The organism is Streptomyces sp. NPDC050560, assembly GCF_044457285.1.
GTDB lineage: Bacteria > Actinomycetota > Actinomycetes > Streptomycetales > Streptomycetaceae > Streptomyces.
Map to the genome: position 1 here is coordinate 38,039 of NZ_JBITGT010000009.1, position 21,133 is coordinate 59,171.

General features: G+C 72.8%; 16 protein-coding genes. 7 read left to right on the forward strand and 9 right to left on the reverse strand.

Going from position 1 to position 21,133, the window contains the following annotated elements; translation table 11 throughout:
* Nucleotides 1–14 precede the first annotated feature (14 nt).
* The 8 genes from ACIBIW_RS21425 to ACIBIW_RS21460 all read right to left on the reverse strand — a co-directional run bounded on the left by ACIBIW_RS21425 (nucleotide 15) and on the right by ACIBIW_RS21460 (nucleotide 10,381).
* Nucleotides 15–1,229, reverse strand: a complete 1,215-nt coding sequence (locus ACIBIW_RS21425; RefSeq protein WP_399338493.1) for a Gfo/Idh/MocA family protein — start codon at nucleotides 1,227–1,229, stop codon at nucleotides 15–17.
* 227 nt (nucleotides 1,230–1,456) lie between these two features.
* A complete protein-coding gene (locus ACIBIW_RS21430; protein WP_399338495.1) occupies nucleotides 1,457–2,506 on the reverse strand; it encodes a substrate-binding domain-containing protein in 1,050 nt (349 codons plus the stop codon).
* Between the two features lie 41 nt (nucleotides 2,507–2,547).
* Nucleotides 2,548–3,609, reverse strand: a complete 1,062-nt coding sequence (locus ACIBIW_RS21435) for an ABC transporter permease (protein ID WP_399338496.1) — start codon at nucleotides 3,607–3,609, stop codon at nucleotides 2,548–2,550.
* A complete protein-coding gene (locus tag ACIBIW_RS21440) occupies nucleotides 3,606–5,123 on the reverse strand; it encodes a sugar ABC transporter ATP-binding protein (protein ID WP_399338498.1) in 1,518 nt (505 codons plus the stop codon). The genes ACIBIW_RS21435 and ACIBIW_RS21440 overlap by 4 nt, the downstream gene beginning before the upstream one ends.
* Before the next feature lie 194 nt (nucleotides 5,124–5,317).
* Nucleotides 5,318–6,499, reverse strand: coding sequence for an ROK family protein (locus tag ACIBIW_RS21445; protein ID WP_399338500.1), 1,182 nt, complete (start codon nucleotides 6,497–6,499; stop codon nucleotides 5,318–5,320).
* 433 nt (nucleotides 6,500–6,932) lie between these two features.
* Nucleotides 6,933–7,622, reverse strand: coding sequence for a GntR family transcriptional regulator (locus ACIBIW_RS21450; protein ID WP_399338502.1), 690 nt, complete (start codon nucleotides 7,620–7,622; stop codon nucleotides 6,933–6,935).
* A 102-nt stretch (nucleotides 7,623–7,724) separates the two neighbouring features.
* Entirely contained in the window at nucleotides 7,725–8,675 is a 951-nt protein-coding gene (locus ACIBIW_RS21455) for a beta-ketoacyl-ACP synthase III (RefSeq protein ID WP_399338504.1), read from the reverse strand.
* A 263-nt stretch (nucleotides 8,676–8,938) separates the two neighbouring features.
* Nucleotides 8,939–10,381, reverse strand: coding sequence for an OFA family MFS transporter (locus ACIBIW_RS21460; RefSeq protein WP_399338506.1), 1,443 nt, complete (start codon nucleotides 10,379–10,381; stop codon nucleotides 8,939–8,941).
* Nucleotides 10,382–10,836: 455 nt separating this feature from the next.
* Between ACIBIW_RS21460 and ACIBIW_RS21465 the strand changes: the two genes are divergently transcribed.
* From ACIBIW_RS21465 to fdhD, 5 genes are read left to right on the forward strand one after another with little or no spacing between them, the layout of a single operon-like run.
* On the forward strand, nucleotides 10,837–11,820 hold the full coding sequence (locus ACIBIW_RS21465) for a 2-dehydropantoate 2-reductase (RefSeq protein WP_399338508.1): 984 nt from the start codon (nucleotides 10,837–10,839) through the stop codon (nucleotides 11,818–11,820).
* Nucleotides 11,817–13,766 (forward strand): molybdopterin oxidoreductase family protein, encoded by a 1,950-nt coding sequence (locus ACIBIW_RS21470; protein WP_399338510.1) that lies wholly within the window; start codon nucleotides 11,817–11,819, stop codon nucleotides 13,764–13,766. Before ACIBIW_RS21465 ends, ACIBIW_RS21470 begins: the two co-directional genes overlap by 4 nt.
* 3 nt (nucleotides 13,767–13,769) lie before the next feature.
* Nucleotides 13,770–15,608: an NADH-ubiquinone oxidoreductase-F iron-sulfur binding region domain-containing protein gene (locus ACIBIW_RS21475; protein WP_399338512.1), complete on the forward strand. Its 1,839-nt coding sequence runs from the start codon at nucleotides 13,770–13,772 to the stop codon at nucleotides 15,606–15,608.
* On the forward strand, nucleotides 15,605–16,513 hold the full coding sequence (locus ACIBIW_RS21480) for a 2Fe-2S iron-sulfur cluster-binding protein (RefSeq protein WP_399338514.1): 909 nt from the start codon (nucleotides 15,605–15,607) through the stop codon (nucleotides 16,511–16,513). Before ACIBIW_RS21475 ends, ACIBIW_RS21480 begins: the two co-directional genes overlap by 4 nt.
* A gap of 4 nt (nucleotides 16,514–16,517) precedes the next feature.
* Complete coding sequence (gene fdhD / locus ACIBIW_RS21485) at nucleotides 16,518–17,378, forward strand: formate dehydrogenase accessory sulfurtransferase FdhD (RefSeq protein WP_399338516.1); 861 nt, start codon at nucleotides 16,518–16,520, stop codon at nucleotides 17,376–17,378.
* 84 nt (nucleotides 17,379–17,462) lie between these two features.
* On the opposite strand, the gene ACIBIW_RS21490 is transcribed toward fdhD, so the two are convergent.
* A complete protein-coding gene (locus tag ACIBIW_RS21490; protein ID WP_399338518.1) occupies nucleotides 17,463–17,909 on the reverse strand; it encodes a MarR family winged helix-turn-helix transcriptional regulator in 447 nt (148 codons plus the stop codon).
* A 122-nt stretch (nucleotides 17,910–18,031) separates the two neighbouring features.
* Between ACIBIW_RS21490 and ACIBIW_RS21495 the strand changes: the two genes are divergently transcribed.
* Both ACIBIW_RS21495 and ACIBIW_RS21500 read left to right on the forward strand, forming a co-directional pair.
* Entirely contained in the window at nucleotides 18,032–18,949 is a 918-nt protein-coding gene (locus ACIBIW_RS21495; RefSeq protein WP_399338520.1) for a zinc-binding alcohol dehydrogenase family protein, read from the forward strand.
* A 193-nt stretch (nucleotides 18,950–19,142) separates the two neighbouring features.
* Complete coding sequence (locus ACIBIW_RS21500; RefSeq protein WP_399338521.1) at nucleotides 19,143–21,062, forward strand: exo-alpha-sialidase; 1,920 nt, start codon at nucleotides 19,143–19,145, stop codon at nucleotides 21,060–21,062.
* Nucleotides 21,063–21,133: the final 71 nt, after the last annotated feature.

A 21,133-nucleotide genomic window follows, 5' to 3' on the forward strand; every position in this document is an offset into this window, starting at 1 on the left:
CTTGGAAGGCCGTTTCATCCCGGGACGACGGTGTAGACGCTGTTCTTGGCGGCGCTCTCCTCCACCGCCGCGAGCACCCGCTGCACCTGGAGCCCGTCCGCGAAGGAGGGGGCGGGCGCCCGACCGGCGGCGATGGCGTGCACCAGGTCGCGGGCCTGGTGCACGAAGGTGTGCTCGTAGCCGAGCCCGTGCCCCGGCGGCCACCAGGCGTCGAGGTAGGGGTGTTCGGGCTCGGTGACCAGGATGCGGCGGAACCCGGCGCTGGTGGCGGGCTCGGTGTGGTCGTGGAACGACAGCTCGTTGAGGCGTTCCAGGTCGAAGGCGAGCGAGCCGCGCTCGCCGTTCAGCTCGATCCTGAGCGCGTTCTTGCGGCCCGCGGCGAACCGGGTGGCCTCGAAGGAGGCGAGCGCGCCCGAGGCGAAGCGGCCGGTGAACACGGCGGCGTCGTCCACGGTGACCTGGCCGAGGTCGGTGCCGCCCCCGCCGCCGCTCAGGCCCTCGGAGGCGCCGTCGAGGACGGGCCGCTCCTTGACGAAGGTCTCGGTGAGCGCGGAGACACCGGCGATGCGGTCGCCCGCGATGAACTGGGCGAGGTCGATGATGTGGGCGCCGAGGTCGCCGAGCGCGCCCGAGCCCGCCTTCTGCCTGTCGAGGCGCCAGGTCAGCGGGAAGTCCCGCTCGACAAGCCAGTCCTGGAGGTAGCTGACCCGCACGTGGCGCAGCGTGCCGAGCCTGCCCTCGGCCACCAGGGCGCGCGCGTACGCGGTGGCGGGCAGCCGGCGGTAGTTGAAGCCCGCCATGACGATCTGCCCGCCGCCCGCGGCGCGTCGGGCGGCCTCGGTCATCGCCTCGGCCTCTTCCACCGTGTTGGCGAGGGGCTTCTCGCACAGCACGTGCTTGCCCGCCGCAAGCGCGGCGAGCGCGATCTCCGCATGGCTGTCGCCCGGGGTGCAGATGTCCACCAGGTCGACGTCGTCCCGGGCGATCAGGGCCCGCCAGTCGGTCTCGGCGGCGGCCCAGCCGAGCCGGTCCGCGGCCTGCCTGACGGCGGGTCCGCTCCGGCCGCAGATCGCGGCGAGCACCGGCGTCATCGGCAGGTCGAAGACATGGCCCGCGGTGCGCCAGCCCTGTGAGTGGGCCGCCCCCATGAACGCGTAGCCGACCATGCCCACGCCGAGCCGCGGTGTGGCCTCTTCGGCCCCCTCGGCCGGCGAGTTGGGCTCTCCCATACGGATTTCCTCCTTCGTGTGGGCGCCGTAAGGCGTACTCCGGCGTGCTCTCGGGGGTCCCTGCGCGACGAGCGCCCGATGGGGTCGCGTGGCCCGGGCGGGCACATGGCAAGGACTCCCTCGCACCGAAGGACGCCGCACGGCGCCGTGCGGTGCCACGGGCGCCGCCGCTCGGCGCCCCCGGCACACGGGCCGTGGTCATCGTGGTGTGCGGGCCTTCTTCGGGCTCACTTGAAGCCCTGGGGCAGGTACTTGTCGACGTTCTTCTTGTCGACGACCGCCGAGTAGAGGGTGATGGAGGTCGGGATCTCGGTCTCGGCGAGCCCCGATATGCCCTTGCCCTGCGCGAAGGCGCGGGCGAGGTCGATGGCGGACGCGGCCATGGACGGCGGGTAGAGCACGGTCGCCTTGAGCACACCGTCGTCCTTCTGGATGTGCTGCATGGCCGAGAGCGCCCCCGCGCCGCCGACCATGAAGAACTCGTCGCGGCCCGCCTGGTCGATGGCGCGCAGCGCGCCCACGCCCTGGTCGTCGTCGTGGTTCCAGACGGCGTCGATCTTCGACTGGGCCTGGAGGAGCTGGGCCATCTTGGACTGTCCCGACTCGACGGTGAACTCGGCGGCCTGACGGGCGACCTTCTTGATGTCGGGGTAGTTCTTCAGCGCCTCGTCGAAGCCCTTGGTGCGCTGCTGGGTGAGTTCCAGCGCGTCGATCCCGGCCAGCTCCACCACCCGGGCGTTCTTCTTGCCCTTGAGCTGCTCGCCGATGTACGTGCCCGCGTTGAAGCCCATGCCGTAGTTGTCGCCGCCGACCCAGCAGCGGTACGCCTGCGGGGTGTCGAAGATCCGGTCGAGATTGACGACGGGGATGCCGGCGCGCATGGCCTTGAGCCCGGCCTGGGTGAGGGCCTTGCCGTCGCCGGGGAGGACGACGATGACATCGACCTTCTTGTTGATCAGGGTGTCGATCTGGCCGATCTGGGCGGCGGTGTCGTTGGAGCCCTCGGTGATCTCCATCGTCACGTCGGAGTACTTCTTGGCGCGCTCCTTGGCCTGCTCGTCGATCGCGTTGAGCCAGCCGTGGTCGGCCTGGGGCCCCGCCCAGCCGATGGTGACGTGCTTGCCGGGCTTGTCCTCGGCCGCGGGCTGCGCGTCGCTGCTGCTCTTGTCGTCGTCGGCGTCATCGGGGTCGTTGCTGGTGCAGCCGGTGAGGAGGGCTCCCGCGGACACGGCTGCGGTTCCGAAGAGCAGCCCTCTGCGGCTGGTGAAGTCTGGCATGGGTCGTGGCCCTTCCGTTCTGTGTGGGTGGGCGGAGCGGCTCAGGGCGTGGTCGCCGAGCGGCGCTGGACGAGGACGGCGGCCACGATGATCGCGCCCTTGGCGATCTGCTGGACGTCGGTCTGGAGGTTGTTCAGCGCGAAGATGTTGGTGATGGTGGTGAAGATCAGCACACCGAGCACGGAGCCGACGATGGTGCCGCGGCCACCGCTGAGGAGGGTGCCGCCGATGATGGCGGCGGCGATGGAGTCGAGTTCGTACAGGTTGCCGTTGGTGCTCTGGCCCGAGCCCGACAGGATGATCAGCAGGAACGCGGCGATGCCGCAGCACAGACCCGACAGCAGGTAGAGGTAGAGGCGCTGGCGGCGGATGTCGATGCCGGCGAGCCGCGCGGCCTCGGGGTTGCCGCCCGCGGCGACGGTGCGGCGGCCGAAGGTGGTGCGGTTGAGGACGAGCCAGCCGATGACGGCGACCGCGGCGAAGACGATCACCAGCGGGGGTATGCCGAGGACGTAGGAGTCGCGCTCGCCGAGGCTGAGGATGCCGTCGACGTCGACGATCTGCGTCTTGCCGTCGCTGATCTGGAGGGCGAGGCCGCGCGCCGAGGCCATCATGGCCAGGGTCACGATGAACGGCACCATCCGCCCGTACGCGACCAGCACCCCGTTGACGAGGCCGCAGCCGAGGCCGACGAGGACGGAGGTGACGAGCACTCCGGCGAAGCCGTAGTCCTGGGTGGCGACGGTGGTGGCCCAGACGGAGGCGAGCGCGACGATGGCGCCGACGGAGAGGTCGATGCCACCGCTCATGATGACGAACGTGGCGCCGACGGTGACGACACCGATGACCGAGGACTGGGTGAGGACCAGTTGGAGGTTCTTGGTGTCGAGGAACTGGTCGGGCTTGGTGATACCGCCGATGACGACCAGCACGGCGAGCACGCCGAGCAGGCTGACGATGCGCACGTCCAGGCGCCTGGTCAGCGAGCGCAGCGTGCTGCCGCCGTCGTCGTGCTGCTTGCCCGTGGGGTCCTTCGGTCGCGGCGCGGGGTGCGGTCCGGCATCGGGCCCGCCCTGCTGGGCCGCCGAGGCAGGCTGCGTCATGATGTCGGGCTCCCTTCCATGACTAGGTCGAGTACGCGGGGTTCGTCGAGTTCTCGGGCGGGTGCGGTGTGGACGACCAGGCCCTCCTTGAGGACCAGCACCCGGTCGGCGAGGCCGAGGACCTCGGGGACCTCGCTGGAGACGAGGAGGACGGCGAGTCCCTCGTCGGCGAGGCGGCGGATGACGGCGTACAGCTCGGCGCGGGCGCCGACGTCGACTCCGCGGGTGGGCTCGTCGAGCAGCAGGACCCGGCAGCCGCGCAGCAGCCAGCGGGCGAGCACGGCCTTCTGCTGGTTGCCGCCCGAGAGGGTGCGGATGTGCGCGTCGGGGTTGTCGGGGCGCAGCGACAGGTCGCGGGTGGCCTCGCGCGCGGCCCTGCGCTCGGCGCGCCGGTCGAGCCAGCCGCCGCGGGAGAAGCGGGACATGGAGGAGACGGAGACGTTGCGGGTGACGGACTCCAGCATCAGCAGCGCCTGCGCCTTGCGCTCCTCCGGCGCGAGTCCGAGCCCCGCGCGCACGGCGGACCGCACGCTGCCGGGGCGCAGTGCCGTGCCGTCGACGCGCACCTCGCCCGCGGTGGGCTTGCGGGCGCCGTAGACGGTCTCCAGGATCTCGGAGCGGCCGGAGCCGACGAGCCCGGCGAGTCCGACGATCTCGCCGGGGTGCAGGTCGAGGTCGAGCGGCGCGAACTCCCCCGCCCTGGCGAGGCCCCTGACGGTGAGGACGGGCTTGCCCGGGGTGTCGGCCGCGGGGCGGTCGGGGAAGACGTACTCGACGTTGCGGCCCGTCATCAGGGCGACGACCTCGCGGGTGGGGGTGGTCTTGGCGGGCAGTCCGACGGAGACGGCGCGGCCGTCCTTGAGGACGGTGACCCGGTCGCCGATGCGGCGGATCTCCTCCAGGCGGTGGGAGATGTAGACGACGGCGACGCCGTCGGCGGTGAGCGAGGCGACGATGCGGAAGAGGTTGTCGACCTCGTCGGGGTCGAGCGCGGCGGAGGGCTCGTCCATGACGATGAGCCGTACGTCGTGCGAGAGGGCGCGGGCCATGGAGACGATCTGCTGCTGGGCGGCGGAGAGTTCGCCGACGAGGGTGGCGGGGTCGATCTCGCGGTGCCCGAGCCGGTCGAGGATGCGCCAGGACTCGGTGCGCGCGTGGCGCCCGCGTACGACGAAGCCGGCGGCGGTGGGCTCGTGGCCGAGGAAGACGTTCTCGGCGACGGAGAGGTGTTCCACCAGGTCGAGTTCCTGGTAGATGGTGGCGATGCCGAGGCGCATGGCCGCGATGGGCGACTTGAGCGCGACGTTCTCGCCGCGCCAGTTGATCTCGCCGCCGTCGGGCTGGTGGGCTCCGGCGAGCACCTTGATGAGGGTGGACTTGCCGGCACCGTTCTGGCCGAGCAGGCAGTGCACCTCGCCGGCGAGTACGTCGAGGTCGACGCCGTCGAGGGCCCTGACGCCGGGGAATGTTTTGGTGATGCCTGACATGCGGAGCAGGGGTGGTTCTGGTGCCATGGTGGTCCCCTCGGCGGTGCGGCCGGTGCGGCGGGCCTCGCTGACTGACGGCTGACTGGCAAGGTGGTGCTGTGCCCCGGGCCCCGTGGTCGCGGGGGCCGGGGTTGCCGGTGGTGCGGTGGCGCTCGTGCGGTCGGTGCCCGGTGCGGTGGGGCGCCTCGGGGCGGGTGGTGCCGGGCGGTGCGCGGCGGTGGTTACGCGGGTGAGAACAGGTGGTCGCTGATGAGCCTGGCGCCGCCGATGACCCCCGCGGTGGGGCCCAGCTCGCCGAGCACGATGGGGAGGTTGCCGGTCGCGAGCGGCAGCGACTGGCGGTAGACCTGGGTGCGTATGGCGGCGAGCAGGGTGTGTCCGAGGCCGGTCACCCCACCGCCGATCACGACGAGTCCCGGGTTGAAGAAGCTGACGAGTCCCGCGATGACCTGGCCGACGCGGTTGCCGCCCTCGCGGATGAGGTCGAGCGCGGCGGCGTCTCCCGCGGCGGCGGCAGCGGCGACGTCGACGGAGCTGAGAGGGCCCGACTCGGCGCGGCGCGCGGCGAGTTCGGGCGAGGCGCCGGTCTCGGCGGCCTCCTCGGCGTCGCGGGCGAGCGCGGCGCCGCTGAAGTGGGCTTCGAGGCAGCCCTTGTTGCCGCAGGCGCAGGGGCGGCCCTCGGGCTCCACCTGGATGTGGCCGATGTCGCCCGCGCTGCCCGTGGTGCCGCGGTGCACGTCGCCGCCGACGATGATGCCGCAGCCGATGCCGGTGCCGATCTTGACGCAGAGGAAGTCGGCGACGGAGCGCGCGACTCCGGCGTGCTGCTCGCCCATGGCCATGAGGTTCACGTCGTTGTCGACCATGACGGGGCAGCCCAGTTCCTGGCTGAGCGCCTCGCGGACCGGGAAGCCGTCCCAGCCGGGCATGATCGGGGGTGCCACGGGCACGCCCTCGGGGAACCTGACGGGGCCCGGGACACCGATCCCGGCGCCGTCGAAGCCCTCGGCGAGCCCCGAGGCGCGCAGCTTGGCGGTCATGGCGAGGACGTGCTCGAAGACGACGACGGGGCCCTCGCGCACGTCGAGGGGCTGGGTGATGTGCCCGAGCACCTCAAGCTCCGCGTTGGTGACGGCGACGTCCACGGAGGTGGCGCCGATGTCCACGCCGAGGAAGCGGAGTGCGGGGGCGAGCCTGATGTTGTGCGAGCGGCGTCCGCCGCGGGAGGCGGCGAGGCCGTCGGCGACGACGAGCCCGGTCTCCAGCAGCCGGTCGACCTCCACGGCGAGCTTGGAGCGCGAGAGGTCGACCTGGTCGCCGAGCTGGGCCCGGGAGTTGGGGCCTGAGTCGCGCAGCAGCCGCAGCAGCCGGGCCTGGTGCGCGTTCGCGGGTCGAGCCGTCATGCGTCTCACATGCCCCTCCCCGCCTCATCGGCTGTCTCCGTCGGGCTTTCGAGTGGAAAGTAGCAGTGCATGATCTGAGTGGGAAGGACTTGGGCGGGATTTAGTGCTTACTTTCTCCAGTCACAGGACAAAGACGCTGGGGTCACCGGCAGATCACGGGCACGGAGAGGAGCCCGGGGGGCGCGCACGGGGGCGTGTGAGCGCGGGGAGTACGGGCAGTTGGGCGGGGCTGCGGGGACGCTGCCGCGAGGGGTGGGGAGTTGGTCGCGGGAGGCCGTGTGCGGCGCGGCACGGAAGAGGGCACGTGGGGCGCGGGAGCCGCCTGTGGCGCGGCACAGAAGCGGGCACACGAGGGCACAGGAAGCCGCGTAGGCGCGGCACAGGAGAGGGCGCGCGGGGCGCAGGAAGCCGCATATGGCGCGGCCCAAGGGGCTCAGCCGGTGGTGGTGTCCCTGTTGCGGCCGTGGTACGTGCGACGGGTGTGCTCGGTGTGGGCGCGCATGACCCGGGTGGCCTCGGCCTCGTCACGGGCGGCGATGGCGGCGATCAACTGGCGGTGCTCGATCCAGGACTGCTTGCCGCGCTGCCGCGCCACCGGCGTGTAGTACCAGCGGACCCTGCGGTCGACCTGGGCGGCCAGTTCGCTCAGGACCACGTTCCCGGCCAGCTCCATGACCTTGGCGTGGAAGGCGGCGTTGGTGGCGACGACGAGTTCCACATCGCCGTCGGCCACGGCGCTCTCCCCCCTGGCGCACAGCTCCTCAAGCGCGGTGACGCCCGCGCTGCCCGCGGCGGCGGCCGCGAGCCTGGCGGCCTCGGCCTCCAGGAGGGTGCGCACGGTGAGCAGTTGGTCGGCCTCCTCCTCGGTGGGCTCGTGGACGAAGGCGCCCTGGGCGGGGCGCAGATCGACCCAGCCCTCGGTGTTGAGCCGCTGCAACGCCTCGCGCACGGGCTGCCGTGACACCCCGAGGTGGCCCGCCAGCTCGCTCTCGACGAGGTGCTGCCCGGGGCGCAGGGAGCGGGTGGTGATCAGTTCGAGCAGGGCCTCGTACACGCGCTCGCGCAGCGGTCCCGGACGCTCCAGCTTGGGCACCGCGCCCTGCGGCAGTCCTGTCGACAGCATCGGGGTCCCCCTCGGTCGATTGGCTATCGTCTACAGTCTACCGATCGACGGCGGCAACCTCGGAAGCTTCCCCCCGAAGTCTCATCACACCCGGCACACCCGTCACGGGCAGCGCACCACCTGCCCCGCGTACGACAGGTTCCCGCCGAAGCCGAAGAGCAGCACCGGGTCGCCCGAGGCGATCTCCCCGCGCTCCAGCAGCTTGGAGAAGGCGAGCGGCACGCTGGCCGCCGAGGTGTTGCCCGAGTCGACCACGTCGCGGGCGACCACGGCCCTGGTGGCGCCGATGCGCTCGGCGAGCGGCTCCACGATCCGCAGGTTCGCCTGGTGCAGCACCACGGCGGCGAGGTCGGACGGGTCGATGCCGGCCCGCTCGCAGGTCTGCCTGGCGAGCGCGGGCAGCCGGTGCGTGGCCCAGCGGTAGACGCTCTGCCCCTCCTGGGAGAAGCGCGGCGGCGTGCCCTCGATGCGTACCGCTGCGGCCATCTCGGGCACCGAGCCCCAGAGCACGGGGCCGACGCCCGCTGTCCCCGCCGGATTCTCGTCGGGGACCACGACCGCCGCGCCCGCGCCGTCGCCGACGAGGACGGCGGTGCCGCGGTCGGTCCAGTCGGCGACCTCGGACATCTTGTCGGCGCCGATCACCAGGGCCCGGCTGGCGGCCCCGGCCCGCAGGGTGTGGTCGGCGGTGGCGAGCGCGTGGGTGAACCCGGCGCAGACGACGTTCACGTCGAGCACCGCGGGCGAGGCCATGCCGAGCCTTGCGGCGACCCTGGCCGCCATGTTGGGGGACCTGTCGACGGCCGTGGACGTGGCGACGAGCACCAGGTCGATGTCGGCGGGCGCGAGGCCGGCGGCGGCGAGCGCCTTCGACGCCGCCTGCGCCGCGAGGTGGTCGACGGGCTGCTCCGGGCCGGCGATGTGCCGGGTCCTGATCCCCACCCTGGCCCTGATCCACTCGTCGCTGGTCTCCACCATGCGTGCCAGGTCCTCGTTGGTGAGGACCTCGGCAGGCTGGTAGTGGCCGAGCGCGGCGATGCGTGAGCCCTGCATGGACGAGTCCCCCCAGTGGCCGGTGAGCACGGACTGCCAGTCTGCGCAGCCCGCCGACGTCCCGGGGGGCGGCAAGGCAACAGAATTCGAGCGCGCTCCTTGTCGTGTCCGGCAACATCGCAGGCCACATCGGCCGGTTCCGGAGGGGACTCGCCCGGTTTCAGCCAGTGAACAGTTGAGCAGCCTTTCGTACCAGCTCATAGACACCGTAGCCGAGCGGGACCAGTACCCAGAGCCAGGCGACCGCGATCAGCAGCCGGTGGTCACGGGGACGGCCGGGTGCGTCCGGGAGCGGGGCCGTCGGCGGCGGGGGCGTTCCCGGGGGTGTCGGCGTCGTCGGCATCGGATACGGCCTTTCGCTCTGCGGTCAGGTGGTGGCGCGGGTGGACGGGGCGGATGAGTTCGTTCGCGGCGAAGCCGACGGCGAGCAGGCAGATCATGATGACGAGGGAGACGCCGTAGAGGGCGGGGCCGTTCTTGCCCGCGTCCTCCTGACTGTCCGCCACCCAGTTGACGATGAGCGGGCCGAGCACCCCGGCGAGCGACCAGGCGGTCAGCAGCCTTCCGTGGATGGCGCCGACCTGGTAGGTGCCGAAGAGGTCCTTCAGATAGGCGGGCGCGGTCGCGAAGCCGCCGCCGTAGAACGAGAGGATCACCGCGGCGCAGACCACGAACAGCGGCTTGGAGCCGTCGCCGACCTGCCAGATGAGGACGTACATGAGGATGCCGACGGCGAGGTAGAGCCGGTAGACGTTCTTGCGTCCGATCAGGTCGGAGACCGTGGACCAGCCGATGCGGCCGAGCATGTTCGCGGCGGACAGCAGGGCCACGAACCCGGCGGAAGCGGAGGCGGAGACCGGTGCGCTGCTGTCCGCGAAGAAGTCCGTGATCATCGGGGCGGCCTTCTCCAGGATGCCGATGCCCGCGGTCACGTTCATGCACAGCACGACCCACAGGCACCAGAACTGGGGGGTGCGCACCGCGCTGCGCGCGGACACCTGTGCGCCCGCCGCGCCCGCGGTGGCGGTGGCCGCGGCCCCGGCCTGGGCGGGTCCGCCGCGCGGCGGCAGCCGGATCAGCAGCACGCCGAGCGTCATGAAGACGCCGTACGCGAGGCCGTGCACCAGGAACGCGAGGGCGATCCCCGAGGAGTCGGAGCCGAAGGACTCCAGCATCTGGGCGGACCACGGGGAGGCGATGAGGGCGCCGCCGCCGAAGCCCATGATGGCGATGCCCGTGGCCATGCCGGGACGGTCCGGGAACCACTTGATGAGGGTGGAGACCGGGGAGATGTAGCCGATGCCGAGCCCGATGCCGCCGACGAAGCCGTAGCCGAGGACGATCAGCCAGTACTGGCGGGTCGCGGCGCCGAGCGCGGCGATGAGGAAGCCGGTGGCGAAGCAGGTGGCGGCGACCGCCATCGCCCAGCGCGGGCCCCGGCGTTCGACGAGGGTGCCGCCGAACGCCGCGGACAGGCCGAGCATCACGATCGCGAGTTGGAAGGGCAGTGCGCTGAGGGTGCCGCTGAGGTCGAGGGCGGATTCCAGGGGCGGCTTGAAAACGCTCCAGGAGTACGCCTGGCCGATGGCGAGGTGCACCGAGAGGGCGGCCGGGGGGACGAGCCAGCGGCTCCAGCCGGCGGACGCGACGGGGCCGCCGGGAGCGGACTCCCGGGGTGTCCCGGGAGGGGGTGACGTGGAGGTCATCGTTCGGACGATAGAAACCGCGTGGGCGGTTGGGAAGACGTCGGCGGCAAAAATCGTCGACGGTATGCAGCATCGTTTCCGGCCGGTGCCCTCCCGGCAACGCGCGGTTTCCGCTTGACTGTTCGAGGCAGGGTATCGGCAGGGGCCGCGGGGCTCCCCACGCGGGCGCGCGCGGTTCCGTTTCCCGCGGGGTCCGCTGCGGGGCGCGGGAGGACGGGCGTTCGGCAATGACTGCCCCAAGTCCCGGACCGCGCCCGTCCCGAGCCTTGCCGGAGCCCCTTCCATACTGTAGACAATATTCCGTAGACGCTATGGTCGGAGGCTCCGGCCCGGCCGTGAGGCGCCGGGCAGGCCCACCGGTCCCGGCCGACGCGGGCGCGGTGGGCGCGCCGCGGCGGCCGTCCGATCTTCGAGGCACCTTCCCTCGGTCCCCTCAACCGAACGGAGCGCCCCACGTGAAAGTCGCAGTCCTCGGCGCCGGAGCGATCGGCGCCTATGTCGGCGCCGCACTGCACCGCGCGGGCGCCGACGTCCACCTCATCGCCCGTGGACCGCACCTGGCGGCCATGAGGCGGCACGGCGTACGCGTGCTCAGCCCCCGCGGCGACTTCGCCGCCCGGGCGCACGCCACCGACGACCCGGCCGAAGTCGGCCCGGTCGACTACGTGTTCCTCGGCCTCAAGGCCCACTCGTACGCGGCGTGCGGGCCGCTGATCGAGCCGCTGCTCGGCCGGGACACCGCGGTCGTCGCCGCCCAGAACGGCATCCCCTGGTGGTACTTCCACCGGCACGGCGGCCCGTACGACGGCACCCGTATCCAGAGCGTCGACCCGGGCGGCGCGGTCAGCGCGGTGCTCGCGCCGCGGCGCGCCGTCGGCTGCGTGGTGTACGCGGCCACCGAGATCGAGAGCCCCGGGGTGGTGCGGCACCTCGAAGGCACCCGGTTCTCCGTCGGCGAGCCCGACCGCTCGCTCTCCCCGCGCTGCCTCGCCTTCAGCGAGGCGATGCGGGAGGGCGGGCTCAAGTGCCCGGTGGAGCCCGAGCTGCGCTCCGACATCTGGATCAAGCTGCTCGGGAACATCTCGTTCAACCCGATCAGCGCGCTGTCCCGGGCGACGATGCGTCAGATGTGCCTGCACGGCGGCACCCGGCGGGTGATCGAGATCATGATGAACGAGACCCTGGCGGTCGCCGAGGCGCTCGGCTGCCGCCCCGACATCTCCGTGCAGCGGCGTCTCGCCGGGGCGGAGCGGGTGGGCGACCACCGCACCTCCACCCTCCAGGACCTGGAGCGCGGCAAACCACTCGAACTCGACGTGCTGCTCGCGGCGGTCGTGGAACTCGCGGAGATCACCGACGTGCCGGTGCCCACGCTCCGCACCGTCCACGCCCTCTGCGACCTGCTCGCGGACCGCACCAAGGAAGGAAGGGCGGCATGACAGGACGGGACACCGGGCGCCGCGGCCGCGGGCGCGACCGCGCGCCGAAGACGTACACCCGGCTCACACACCCGCTGGTGAGGGACTCGCGCGACGAGCCGTTCCGCGTGGCCACCTGGGAGGAGGCGCTGACCCGCGCGGCCGAGGGGCTCGGCGCGGCCCGCGGCAGCTTCGGGATGTTCTCCTGCTCCCGCGCCACCAACGAGATGAACTACGTGGCGCAGAAGTTCGCCCGCGTGGTGATGGGCACCCACAACGTCGACTCGTGCAACCGCACCTGCCACGCCCCGAGCGTGGCCGGGCTCTCCGCGGCGTTCGGCTCCGGCGGCGGCACCTCGTCGTACGAGGAGATCGAGCACACCGACCTGATCGTGATGTGGGGCTCCAACGCCCGCTTCGCGCACCCCATCTTCTTCCAGCACGTCCTCAAGGGCATACACAACGGGGCCCGGATGTACGCGGTCGACCCGCGCCGCACCTCCACCGCCGAGTGGGCGGAGAGCTGGCTCGGGCTCAACGTCGGCACCGACATCGCGCTCGCGCACGCCGTCGGCCGCGAGATCATCCACGCCGGGCTCGTCAACCGCTCCTTCGTGGAGCGTGCCACCAGCGGCTTCGAGGAGTACGCGGCGCTGGTCGAGCCCTGGACGCCGTCGCTCGCGGAGAAGGTCACCGGGGTGCCGGCCGCGGCGGTCGCGGATCTCGCACACGCCTATGCGCGGGCCGAACGGGCCCAGCTCTGCTGGACGCTGGGCATCACCGAGCACCACAACGGCACCGACAACGTCCGCGCGCTGATCAACCTCTCCCTGCTGACCGGGCACGTGGGCCGCTACGGCTCCGGGCTCCAGCCGCTGCGCGGCCAGAACAACGTGCAGGGCGGCGGCGACATGGGCGCGATCCCCAACCGGCTGCCGGGCTTCCAGGACGTCCTCGACCCCGCGGTGCGGCGGAAGTTCGAGACGGCGTGGGGCGTCGGCCTCGAACCCCGCTACGGGCTCAACCTCACCGAGATGTTCGAGGCGATGGAGTCGGGCGAGCTGAAGGCCGTGTACTGCGTCGGCGAGAACCCCGCGCAGTCCGAGGCCGACAGCGAACAGGCCGTCAGGCGGCTGACGGCGCTCGACTTCCTCGTGGTGCAGGACATCTTCCTGACGAAGACCGCGGAGCTGGCCCACGTGGTGCTGCCCGCCACCGCGGGCTGGGCCGAGACCGAGGGCACCACCACCAACAGCGAGCGGCGGGTGCAGCGGGTGCGCAGGGCCGTCACCCCGCCGGGCGAGGCGCGCGAGGACATCGACATCATCTGCGACCTCGCCGGGCGCCTCGGGCACGAGTGGAAGTACGCGACGTCGGAGGCCGTCTGGGACGAGCTGCGCTCGGTCTCCCCCGACCACTACGGCATGACCTACGCACGCCTCGACGAGCACCAGGGCATCCAGTGGCCGTGCCCCGACACCGACGGGATCGAACCGAGCTACCTGCACGGCCGGTTGTGGCAGGAGCGGCCCGAACTGCGGGGCACGCCCGCCCCGTTCGGCCTCGTCCAGCACGATCCGCCGGTCGACCTCACCGACGAGGAGTACCCGATCAGGCTGACCACGGGGCGGCGGCTCGACTCGTACAACACCGGTGTGCAGAGCGGGGGTTTCGCCTCACCGCTGCGCCGCGGCGAGTACGTCGAGCTGTGCCCCGAGGACGCGGAGCGCTACGGGGTCACCGTCGGCGAGGAGGTGCGGGTGGCGTCGCGGCGCGGGTCCGTCAACGCCCCGGTGTGGATCGATCCGGGCCTGCGCCCCGGGCTCGCGTTCATGACGATGCACTTCCCCGACGAGGTCGACACCAACCTGCTCACCATCGAGGCCAACTGCCCCATCGCGGGCACCGCCGAGTTCAAGGCGTCGGCGATCCGCATCGACAAGCTGCCCGTCGCTACCGTGAGGTGAGAAATGGATCTGCGCTTCGGCGACAGCAAGCCCACCGACGAGGAGCGCGCCGCCGTCGACGCCCTCCTCGGCCCGCCCAGATCGTCCTGGGAGGCGCCGTCGGGCGAGTGGGTGGAGCGCTCGGACGGCGATCTGCGCTGGGCCCGCGGCGGCCGCGAGGACCGCGAGCGGCGCGATCTGCTGCTGCCGGGGCTGCACGCCCTCAACGACCGGGTCGGCTGGATCAGCGAGGGCGGCCTCGCCTACCTCTGCCGCCGTCTGACGGTGCCGCCCGCGGAGGGCTACGGGGTGGCGACGTTCTACGCGATGTTCGCGCTGCGGCCACGGCCGCGGACGGTGCTGCACGTGTGCACGGACCTGGCGTGCCAGGCCCGCGGCGCCGACGCGCTCCACGCCGGGGCCGAGGCGCGGCTCGGTCCCGGCAGCGGGGTGCACGTCGAGCGCAGCCCCTGCCTCGGCCTGTGCGAGCGCGCCCCCGCCGCGCTCGCCGTCACCTCGGGCGAGACGGTGCGCACCGCCGTGGCCGCGCCCGCCACGGCCGACGCGGCGGTGCACGCCGCGGTGTCGCCCGACTCCGCGCCCGAGGAGCCGCCCGCGGCGCTCGCGGTGCCGCAGGCGGGCGACCCGGGTCTCACGCTGCTCGCCAGGGTGGGCGCCGTCGACCCCGCCTCCCTCGACGACTACCGGGCGCACGGCGGCTACGCGGCGCTGCGCCGCGCCTTCGGCCTGGGCCCGGCCGGTGTGATCCGCGAGGTCACCGACGCGGGCCTGGTCGGCAGGGGCGGCGCCGCGTTCCCCACCGGGCGCAAGTGGTCCGCCACCGCGGGCCAGCCCGACCACCCGCACTACCTCGTCTGCAACGCGGACGAGTCGGAGCCAGGCACCTTCAAGGACCGGGTGCTCATGGAGGGCGACCCGTACTCCCTGGTCGAGGCCATGACGATCGCCGGGTACGCGGTCGGCGCGCACCGCGGCTACCTGTATCTGCGCGGCGAGTACCCGCGCGCCCTGGCCAGGCTCGACCACGCCCTGGCGCAGGCACGCGCGCGCGGGCTGCTCGGGGACGACGTGATGGGGCAGGGCTACGCGTTCGACATCGAGATACGGCGCGGCGCGGGGGCGTACATCTGCGGCGAGGAGACGGCGCTGTTCAACTCCATCGAGGGCTACCGGGGCGAGCCGCGCTCCAAGCCGCCGTTCCCCGTGGAGAAGGGCCTGTTCGGCAAGCCGACCGCGGAGAACAACGTCGAGACGCTGGTCAACGTGCTGCCGATCCTCACCGGGGGCGCCGCGGCCTACGCGTCCCTCGGCACGGCGAAGTCCACGGGGCCCAAGCTCTTCTGCGTCTCGGGGAGCGTGGCGCGCCCCGGGGTCTACGAGCTGCCGTTCGGCGCCACGCTGCGGGAGCTGCTCGCGCTCGCGGGGCCGCCTGAGCGGCTGCGCGCGGTGCTGCTCGGCGGCGCGGCGGGCGGCTTCGTCGGCCCTGGGGAACTCGACGTGCCGCTGACCTTTGAGGGCACCCGCGAGGCCGGTACGACCCTGGGCTCCGGGGTGGTCCTCGTCATGGACGACACCGTGCCGCTGCCGCGCGTCCTGCTGCGGATCGCCGAGTTCTTCCGGGACGAGTCCTGCGGCCAGTGCGTGCCCTGCCGGGTCGGCACCGTACGCCAGCAGGAGGCGCTCGGGCGGCTGCTCGACCGCAGGGGCGCGGCGGCGGCCGACGACGTCGCCCTGCTGCGCGAGGTGGGCCGCGCCATGCGGGACGCCTCGATCTGCGGTCTCGGGCAGACCGCGTGGAACGCCGTGGAGTCGGCCATCGACCGGTTGGGAGCCTACGCATGACACCGCACGTGACCAGTCAGGGCGCCCGCGGCGAGACGTCACGCCGCACCGCGGTGCCGCTCGCGCCGCCGCGCCGGCTGCTGGAGTTCACCATCGACGGGGAGCCGGTCAGGGCCCCGGAGGGCGCGACCGTCCTGGACGCGTGCCGGGCGGCGGGCAGGGACGTGCCGACCCTCTGCCAGGGCGACACCCTCGCCCCGAAGAACGCGTGCCGGGTCTGCGTCGTCGAGGTCGAGGGCTCCCGCACCCTGGTCCCGGCCTGCTCACGGCGCGCCGAGGCGGGCATGGTGGTCAGCACAGGCACCGAGCGGGTCAACCACAGCCGCAAGATCGTCCTGGAGCTGCTGGCGTCCTCGGTCGACCTCTCCACCACGCCGCGGGCCGCCGAGTGGATCGAGGAGTACGGGGCCGAGCCCGACCGCTTCGGCCCCGACGCGGCGCGCCTCGGCGAGGAGCCCCGGGTGGACAACGACCTGTACGTTCGCGACTACGACAAGTGCATCCTCTGCTACAAGTGCGTGGACGCCTGCGGGGAGCAGTGGCAGAACTCGTTCGCGATCTCCGTCGCGGGCCGCGGCTTCGACGCCAGGATCGCCGTGGAGCACGACGCCCCGCTCACCGACTCGGCGTGCGTGTACTGCGGCAACTGCGTCGAGGTGTGCCCCACGGGGGCGCTCAGCTTCAAGTCGGAGTTCGACATGCGCGCGGCGGGTACCTGGGACGAGGAGCGGCAGACCGAGACGACCACGGTCTGCGCCTACTGCGGCGTGGGCTGCAACCTCACGCTCCATGTGCAGGACAATGAGATCGTCAAGGTCACCTCGCCGCACGACAACCCGGTGACCCACGGCAACCTCTGCATCAAGGGCCGCTTCGGCTACCAACACGTACAGAACCGGGACTGAGCACATGGGACGTGTCACCGAGCGACGCCGCGTGATCCGGGTACGGGACGGACAGGTCTCCCGGCGGCCCGACACCCTGGTCGCCGAGGAGCCGCTGGAGATCCGGCTGAACGGCAAGCCGCTCGCGATCACGATGCGCACCCCGGGCGACGACTTCGCGCTCGCGGCGGGCTTCCTGGTCAGCGAGGGCGTCCTCGGCTCCGCCGACGAGCTGCGCAACATCGTGTACTGCGCGGGGGCCACGGTGGAGGGGAGCAACACGTACAACGTGGTGGACGTGGTGACCGCCCCCGGTGTGCAGATGCCCGACATCAACCTCGAACGGAACGTGTACACCAGCTCCTCGTGCGGCCTGTGCGGCAAGGCGAGCCTCGACGCCGTGCGCACCACGACCCGCCACCCGATCGACGACACGGCGGGCGGCGCTCCCCCGGTCCTGCTCGCTCCCGAACTGCTCGCGCGGCTCCCCGACCGGCTGCGCGCCGCACAGCGGGTCTTCGAGCGGACCGGGGGCCTGCACGCGGCGGCGCTCTTCACCCCCGAGGGGGAGCTGGTCGACGTCCGGGAGGACGTCGGGCGGCACAACGCCGTCGACAAGCTGGTCGGGCGCGCCCTCCAGGACGGGCGGCTGCCGCTGGCGCGCAGTGTGCTGCTGGTGTCGGGGCGCGCCTCCTTCGAGCTGGCGCAGAAGGCCGTGATGGCGGGGATTCCGGTGCTGGCTGCGGTCTCCGCGCCCTCGTCGCTCGCGGTGGACCTGGCCGAGGAGAGCGGGCTCACCCTCGTGGGCTTCCTGCGGGGCTCCTCCATGAACGTGTACGCGGGCGAGCAGCGGATCGCCCTGCGGGAAGTGGCCGCGCAGCGCTGAGCTGTCCGCCCGCGGCACGGGCCGGGGTCGGTCGGCGGGGTGCGCCCCCTGCGCCGGCCGACCCCGTCGGCCATGTGCGGCCCCTCAGCGCGTCCGCACGCCCGACACCCTGTGCAGCATGTCGAGGAAGAGGGCGCGCTCCGCGGGAGTCAGCGGGGCCAGCAGCGCCTCATTGGCCGCCTCCGCCCTGGCCGTGCACGCCTCGGTCATGGCGCGGCCCCCGGGGGTGAGGGACACCGCGTTCTTGCGGCGGTCCTTCGGGTCGGGGGCGCGGGTCAGGAGGCCGTCGCGCTCCAGGTCGTTGAGGATGCCGACCACGTCCTTCGGGTCGAGGGCGATCGCCCGGCCGAGATCCGCCTGGCCCACGGGGCCGTAATCCGCCACCGCCGCGAGGACCGCGTGGTGCCACATCCGCATGCCCTCCTCGGCGAGCGCGGCGGCCACCAGGCCGCGGCCGCGCGCGCCCGCGCGGCCCAGCAGCCAGCTCGGCAGGTTGCGAATGCTGGCGGGGGCGGGGAGCACCTGAGGCATGGCCCCAGGTTATCGAAAAAATGTTGGACTCCCCCACGGTTCTTCGCCTACCGTTGCCACCGCGACACCGTTGGTATCCCCCATGGTTTCGTCCGGTCAGTCGACGGCAAGCGGAGGTGACGGTGCGCCGGGTTCGGTACGACCATCAGGGCGGGCCCCTGTTCACGGAGGAGGTGCCCGCCCCAGCGCCGGGCCCCGGCGAGCTGCTGGTGCGGGCGGAGGCCGTCGGGGTCACGCTGCCCGTGGTGCGCAAGGTGCGGGAGGCCGCGGAGCCGGTGCCGCTGGGCGGCGAGGTCGCGGGCGAGGTCGTCGCGCTGGGCGCGGGCGTCGGCGGCTTCGCCGTGGGCGACCGGGTCACGGGGCTCTGCTTCGGCCACGGGTACGCGGAGGTCGTCCCCCTGCTCGCGCCGATGGCGGGGCCCATACCGCGGGGTGCCTCGGCGGTCGACGCGGTGGCCCTGGTGCGCAGCGGCCTCGTGGCGCTCGGGGTGCTGGACGCGGCGGGGGCGCGGCGCGGCGAGCGCGCGCTCGTCACCGCGGCGGCCGGTGGCGTGGGGCACCTTGCGGTACAGCTCGCCCGGGTGCGCGGCGCCTCCCGGGTGGTGGCCGCCGTGTCCGACCCGGCGAAGGCGGCGCTCCCCCTCGCCCTCGGGGCCGACTCCGCGGTGGCGTACGCGGACGCGTCCTGGGGAGAGCCTGTCGACTACGCGCTCGACGCCGTCGGCGGCGACCTCCTCGGGCGCGTCGTCGGCGCGGTCGCGCCCGGCGGCCGTCTGGTGGCATACAGCTCGGGCGGCGGCAGCATCTCCGCGTACGACCTGCTGGCGGGGGCGAAGACCGCCATCGGCTTCCAGATGGCGCGCATCGCCCGCGAGCAGCCCGCGTGGTACGAGCGCCGGCGGCGCGAGCTGTGGGAGCTGTTCGCCGCGGGCACCGTGCGCCCCGCCGTGCACGCGACCGTTCCGCTGGACGAGGCCGCGAGGGCACACGAATGGATCGAGACCCGGAGCAACCGGGGGAAGGTGGTGCTTGTCATCTGACGCGCGCTCATATCCTCACCACGGCCGGGCCGTCCCGGCGGCACGATGGCGGACGGGCCGTCAATTCCTACCAATGCCCGGCGCACGCTTCTTGTGGGGTGCGGCCGGGCGGACGTAGCGTCTGAGGTCTGTACATAGGACGTGGGATGTCCGGATGTTCTGACGTTCCACCTTGACAGGACAGGTCTCCTTCATGCCGTCACCCCTCCGCGCCCGGCTGAGAGCCCTGGGCGCAGTCAGACCCTTGGGCGCTCTCGGCACGGCGTTCGCCGCCCTGGTCGCCGTGGTCGCGCTGCCCGCCACGGGCGGTGCCGCGCCGTCGGCGCCCGACTCCGGGTTCCACCAGCAGGTGCTGTTCCGGGCGGACCAGGACCCGGGGTACACCTGCTTCCGGATTCCGACCGTGGTGAAGACGAAGGCGGGCACGCTCCTCGCCTTCGCCGAGGGCCGCGTCCACGACTGCGGCGACGCGGGCGACATAGACATCGTCGTCAAGCGCTCCGACGACGACGGCCGCACCTGGAGCGGCCTCTCCGTCGTCAACGACGGCGGCGGCGACACCCACGGCAACCCGGTGCCCCTTGTGGACCGCGACACCGGGCGCGTCCTGGTCGCCGAGACCTACAACACCGGCCGCACCGACGGCGCCTCCTGCCCCGTCCCGTGCGACCGCTCCCCGCACCTCCAGTACAGCGACGACGACGGCAGAAGCTGGTCGAAGCCCCGCGACCTCAGCTCCGAGATCATGCCCGCCGCCTGGAACTCCTGGTACGCCACCGGGCCCGTGCACGGCCTCCAGCTCGAACACGGCGACCACAAGGGCCGGCTGGTCTTCGGCGTCAACACCGAGACCTGGGCCGGGGACCGGGTGAGCGCCAACCACGCCGCGCTCATCGTCAGCGACGACGGCGGCGACCACTGGCGCATCGGCGCCTCGGACACCTATCCCATCAGCCCCGACGGAACCTTTCCGCAGAAGCCCTCCGAGATGGCGCTCGCCGAGCGCGCCGACGGCAGCGTCTACGTCAGCGGCCGCGAGCAGGACGGCACCGACCTCGGCCACCGCACGGTCGCGGTCTCGGCCGACGGCGGCGACACCTTCTCGTCCCGCTTCACCGCGGTGCCCGACCTGTACGCGCCGCAGGTCCAGGGCTCCCTGCTGCGCACCGGCAACCGCATGCTGCTGGCCTGCCCCGGCGACCCCGACCGGCGCAGGACCATGATGATCCGCTCCTCCTACGACGGCGGCAGGACCTGGGACAGCGTGGACCGCGGCCGCGTCGTCACCACCGACTGGTCCGGCTACTCCGACATGGTGCAGGCCGACGCGCACACCGTCGGCCTCGTCTACGAGGGCGGCGCGGTGGACGCGCGCGACGAGATCCGCTTCGTGCGCTTCGGCGAGAACTGGCCCGCCGCCCGCCGCGGCCCCGATCCCACCACCGACGACCTCGCCCCCGGCGAGCCCGCGGCGTCCGTACTCGGCGGCGCCGGCACCACCCGCGGCAAGCACGGCAACGCGCTCGCGTTCGACGGGGTCGACGACGCGGTACGGCTGCCGTTCCGCAGGGAACAGGCCCTCGGCGACGAGGACTTCACCGCGTCCCTGTGGTTCCGCTACTCCGCCACGAGCGGGGAGCAGCCCCTGCTGTGGATGGGCGGGGTCGGCACCACCCAGCCCCAGGTCTGGCTGCGCGCCGAACCCGAGAACAACCGGGTGACCGGGCTCATCACGACCAAGGAGGGCGCCTCCGACCCGGCCACCGTCTCGGTGAACAGCACCGGCGCGTACAACGACGGCACGTGGCACCACGCGGCGCTGCGGCGCAGCGGCGGCGCCCTGACCCTGTTCCTCGACAACACCTCGTACAGCGTTCCCGACGTGCCGGGCTCGGTGAGCCGCAACTCCCCGTTCGGGGTGCACATCGGGCAGCGCATGGACAGCCGGGCGTTCTTCAAGGGCGCCATCGACGACGTCCGGGTCTACTCCCGGGGCCTGAGCACCGACGAGGTGCAGGGCCTGAAGGGGAACGGGCCCGCCACGGCCGCCGAGCGGCGGCTCGGGACCCCGGTGATCTGGCTGCCGATGGACGACGTCGACACGCGCGACTGACCGCAGGACACGGCGGCCACCGGTGGTGGACGGCGGCGGGGCGGGGCCGCAGGACGGCTCCCGCCCCGCCG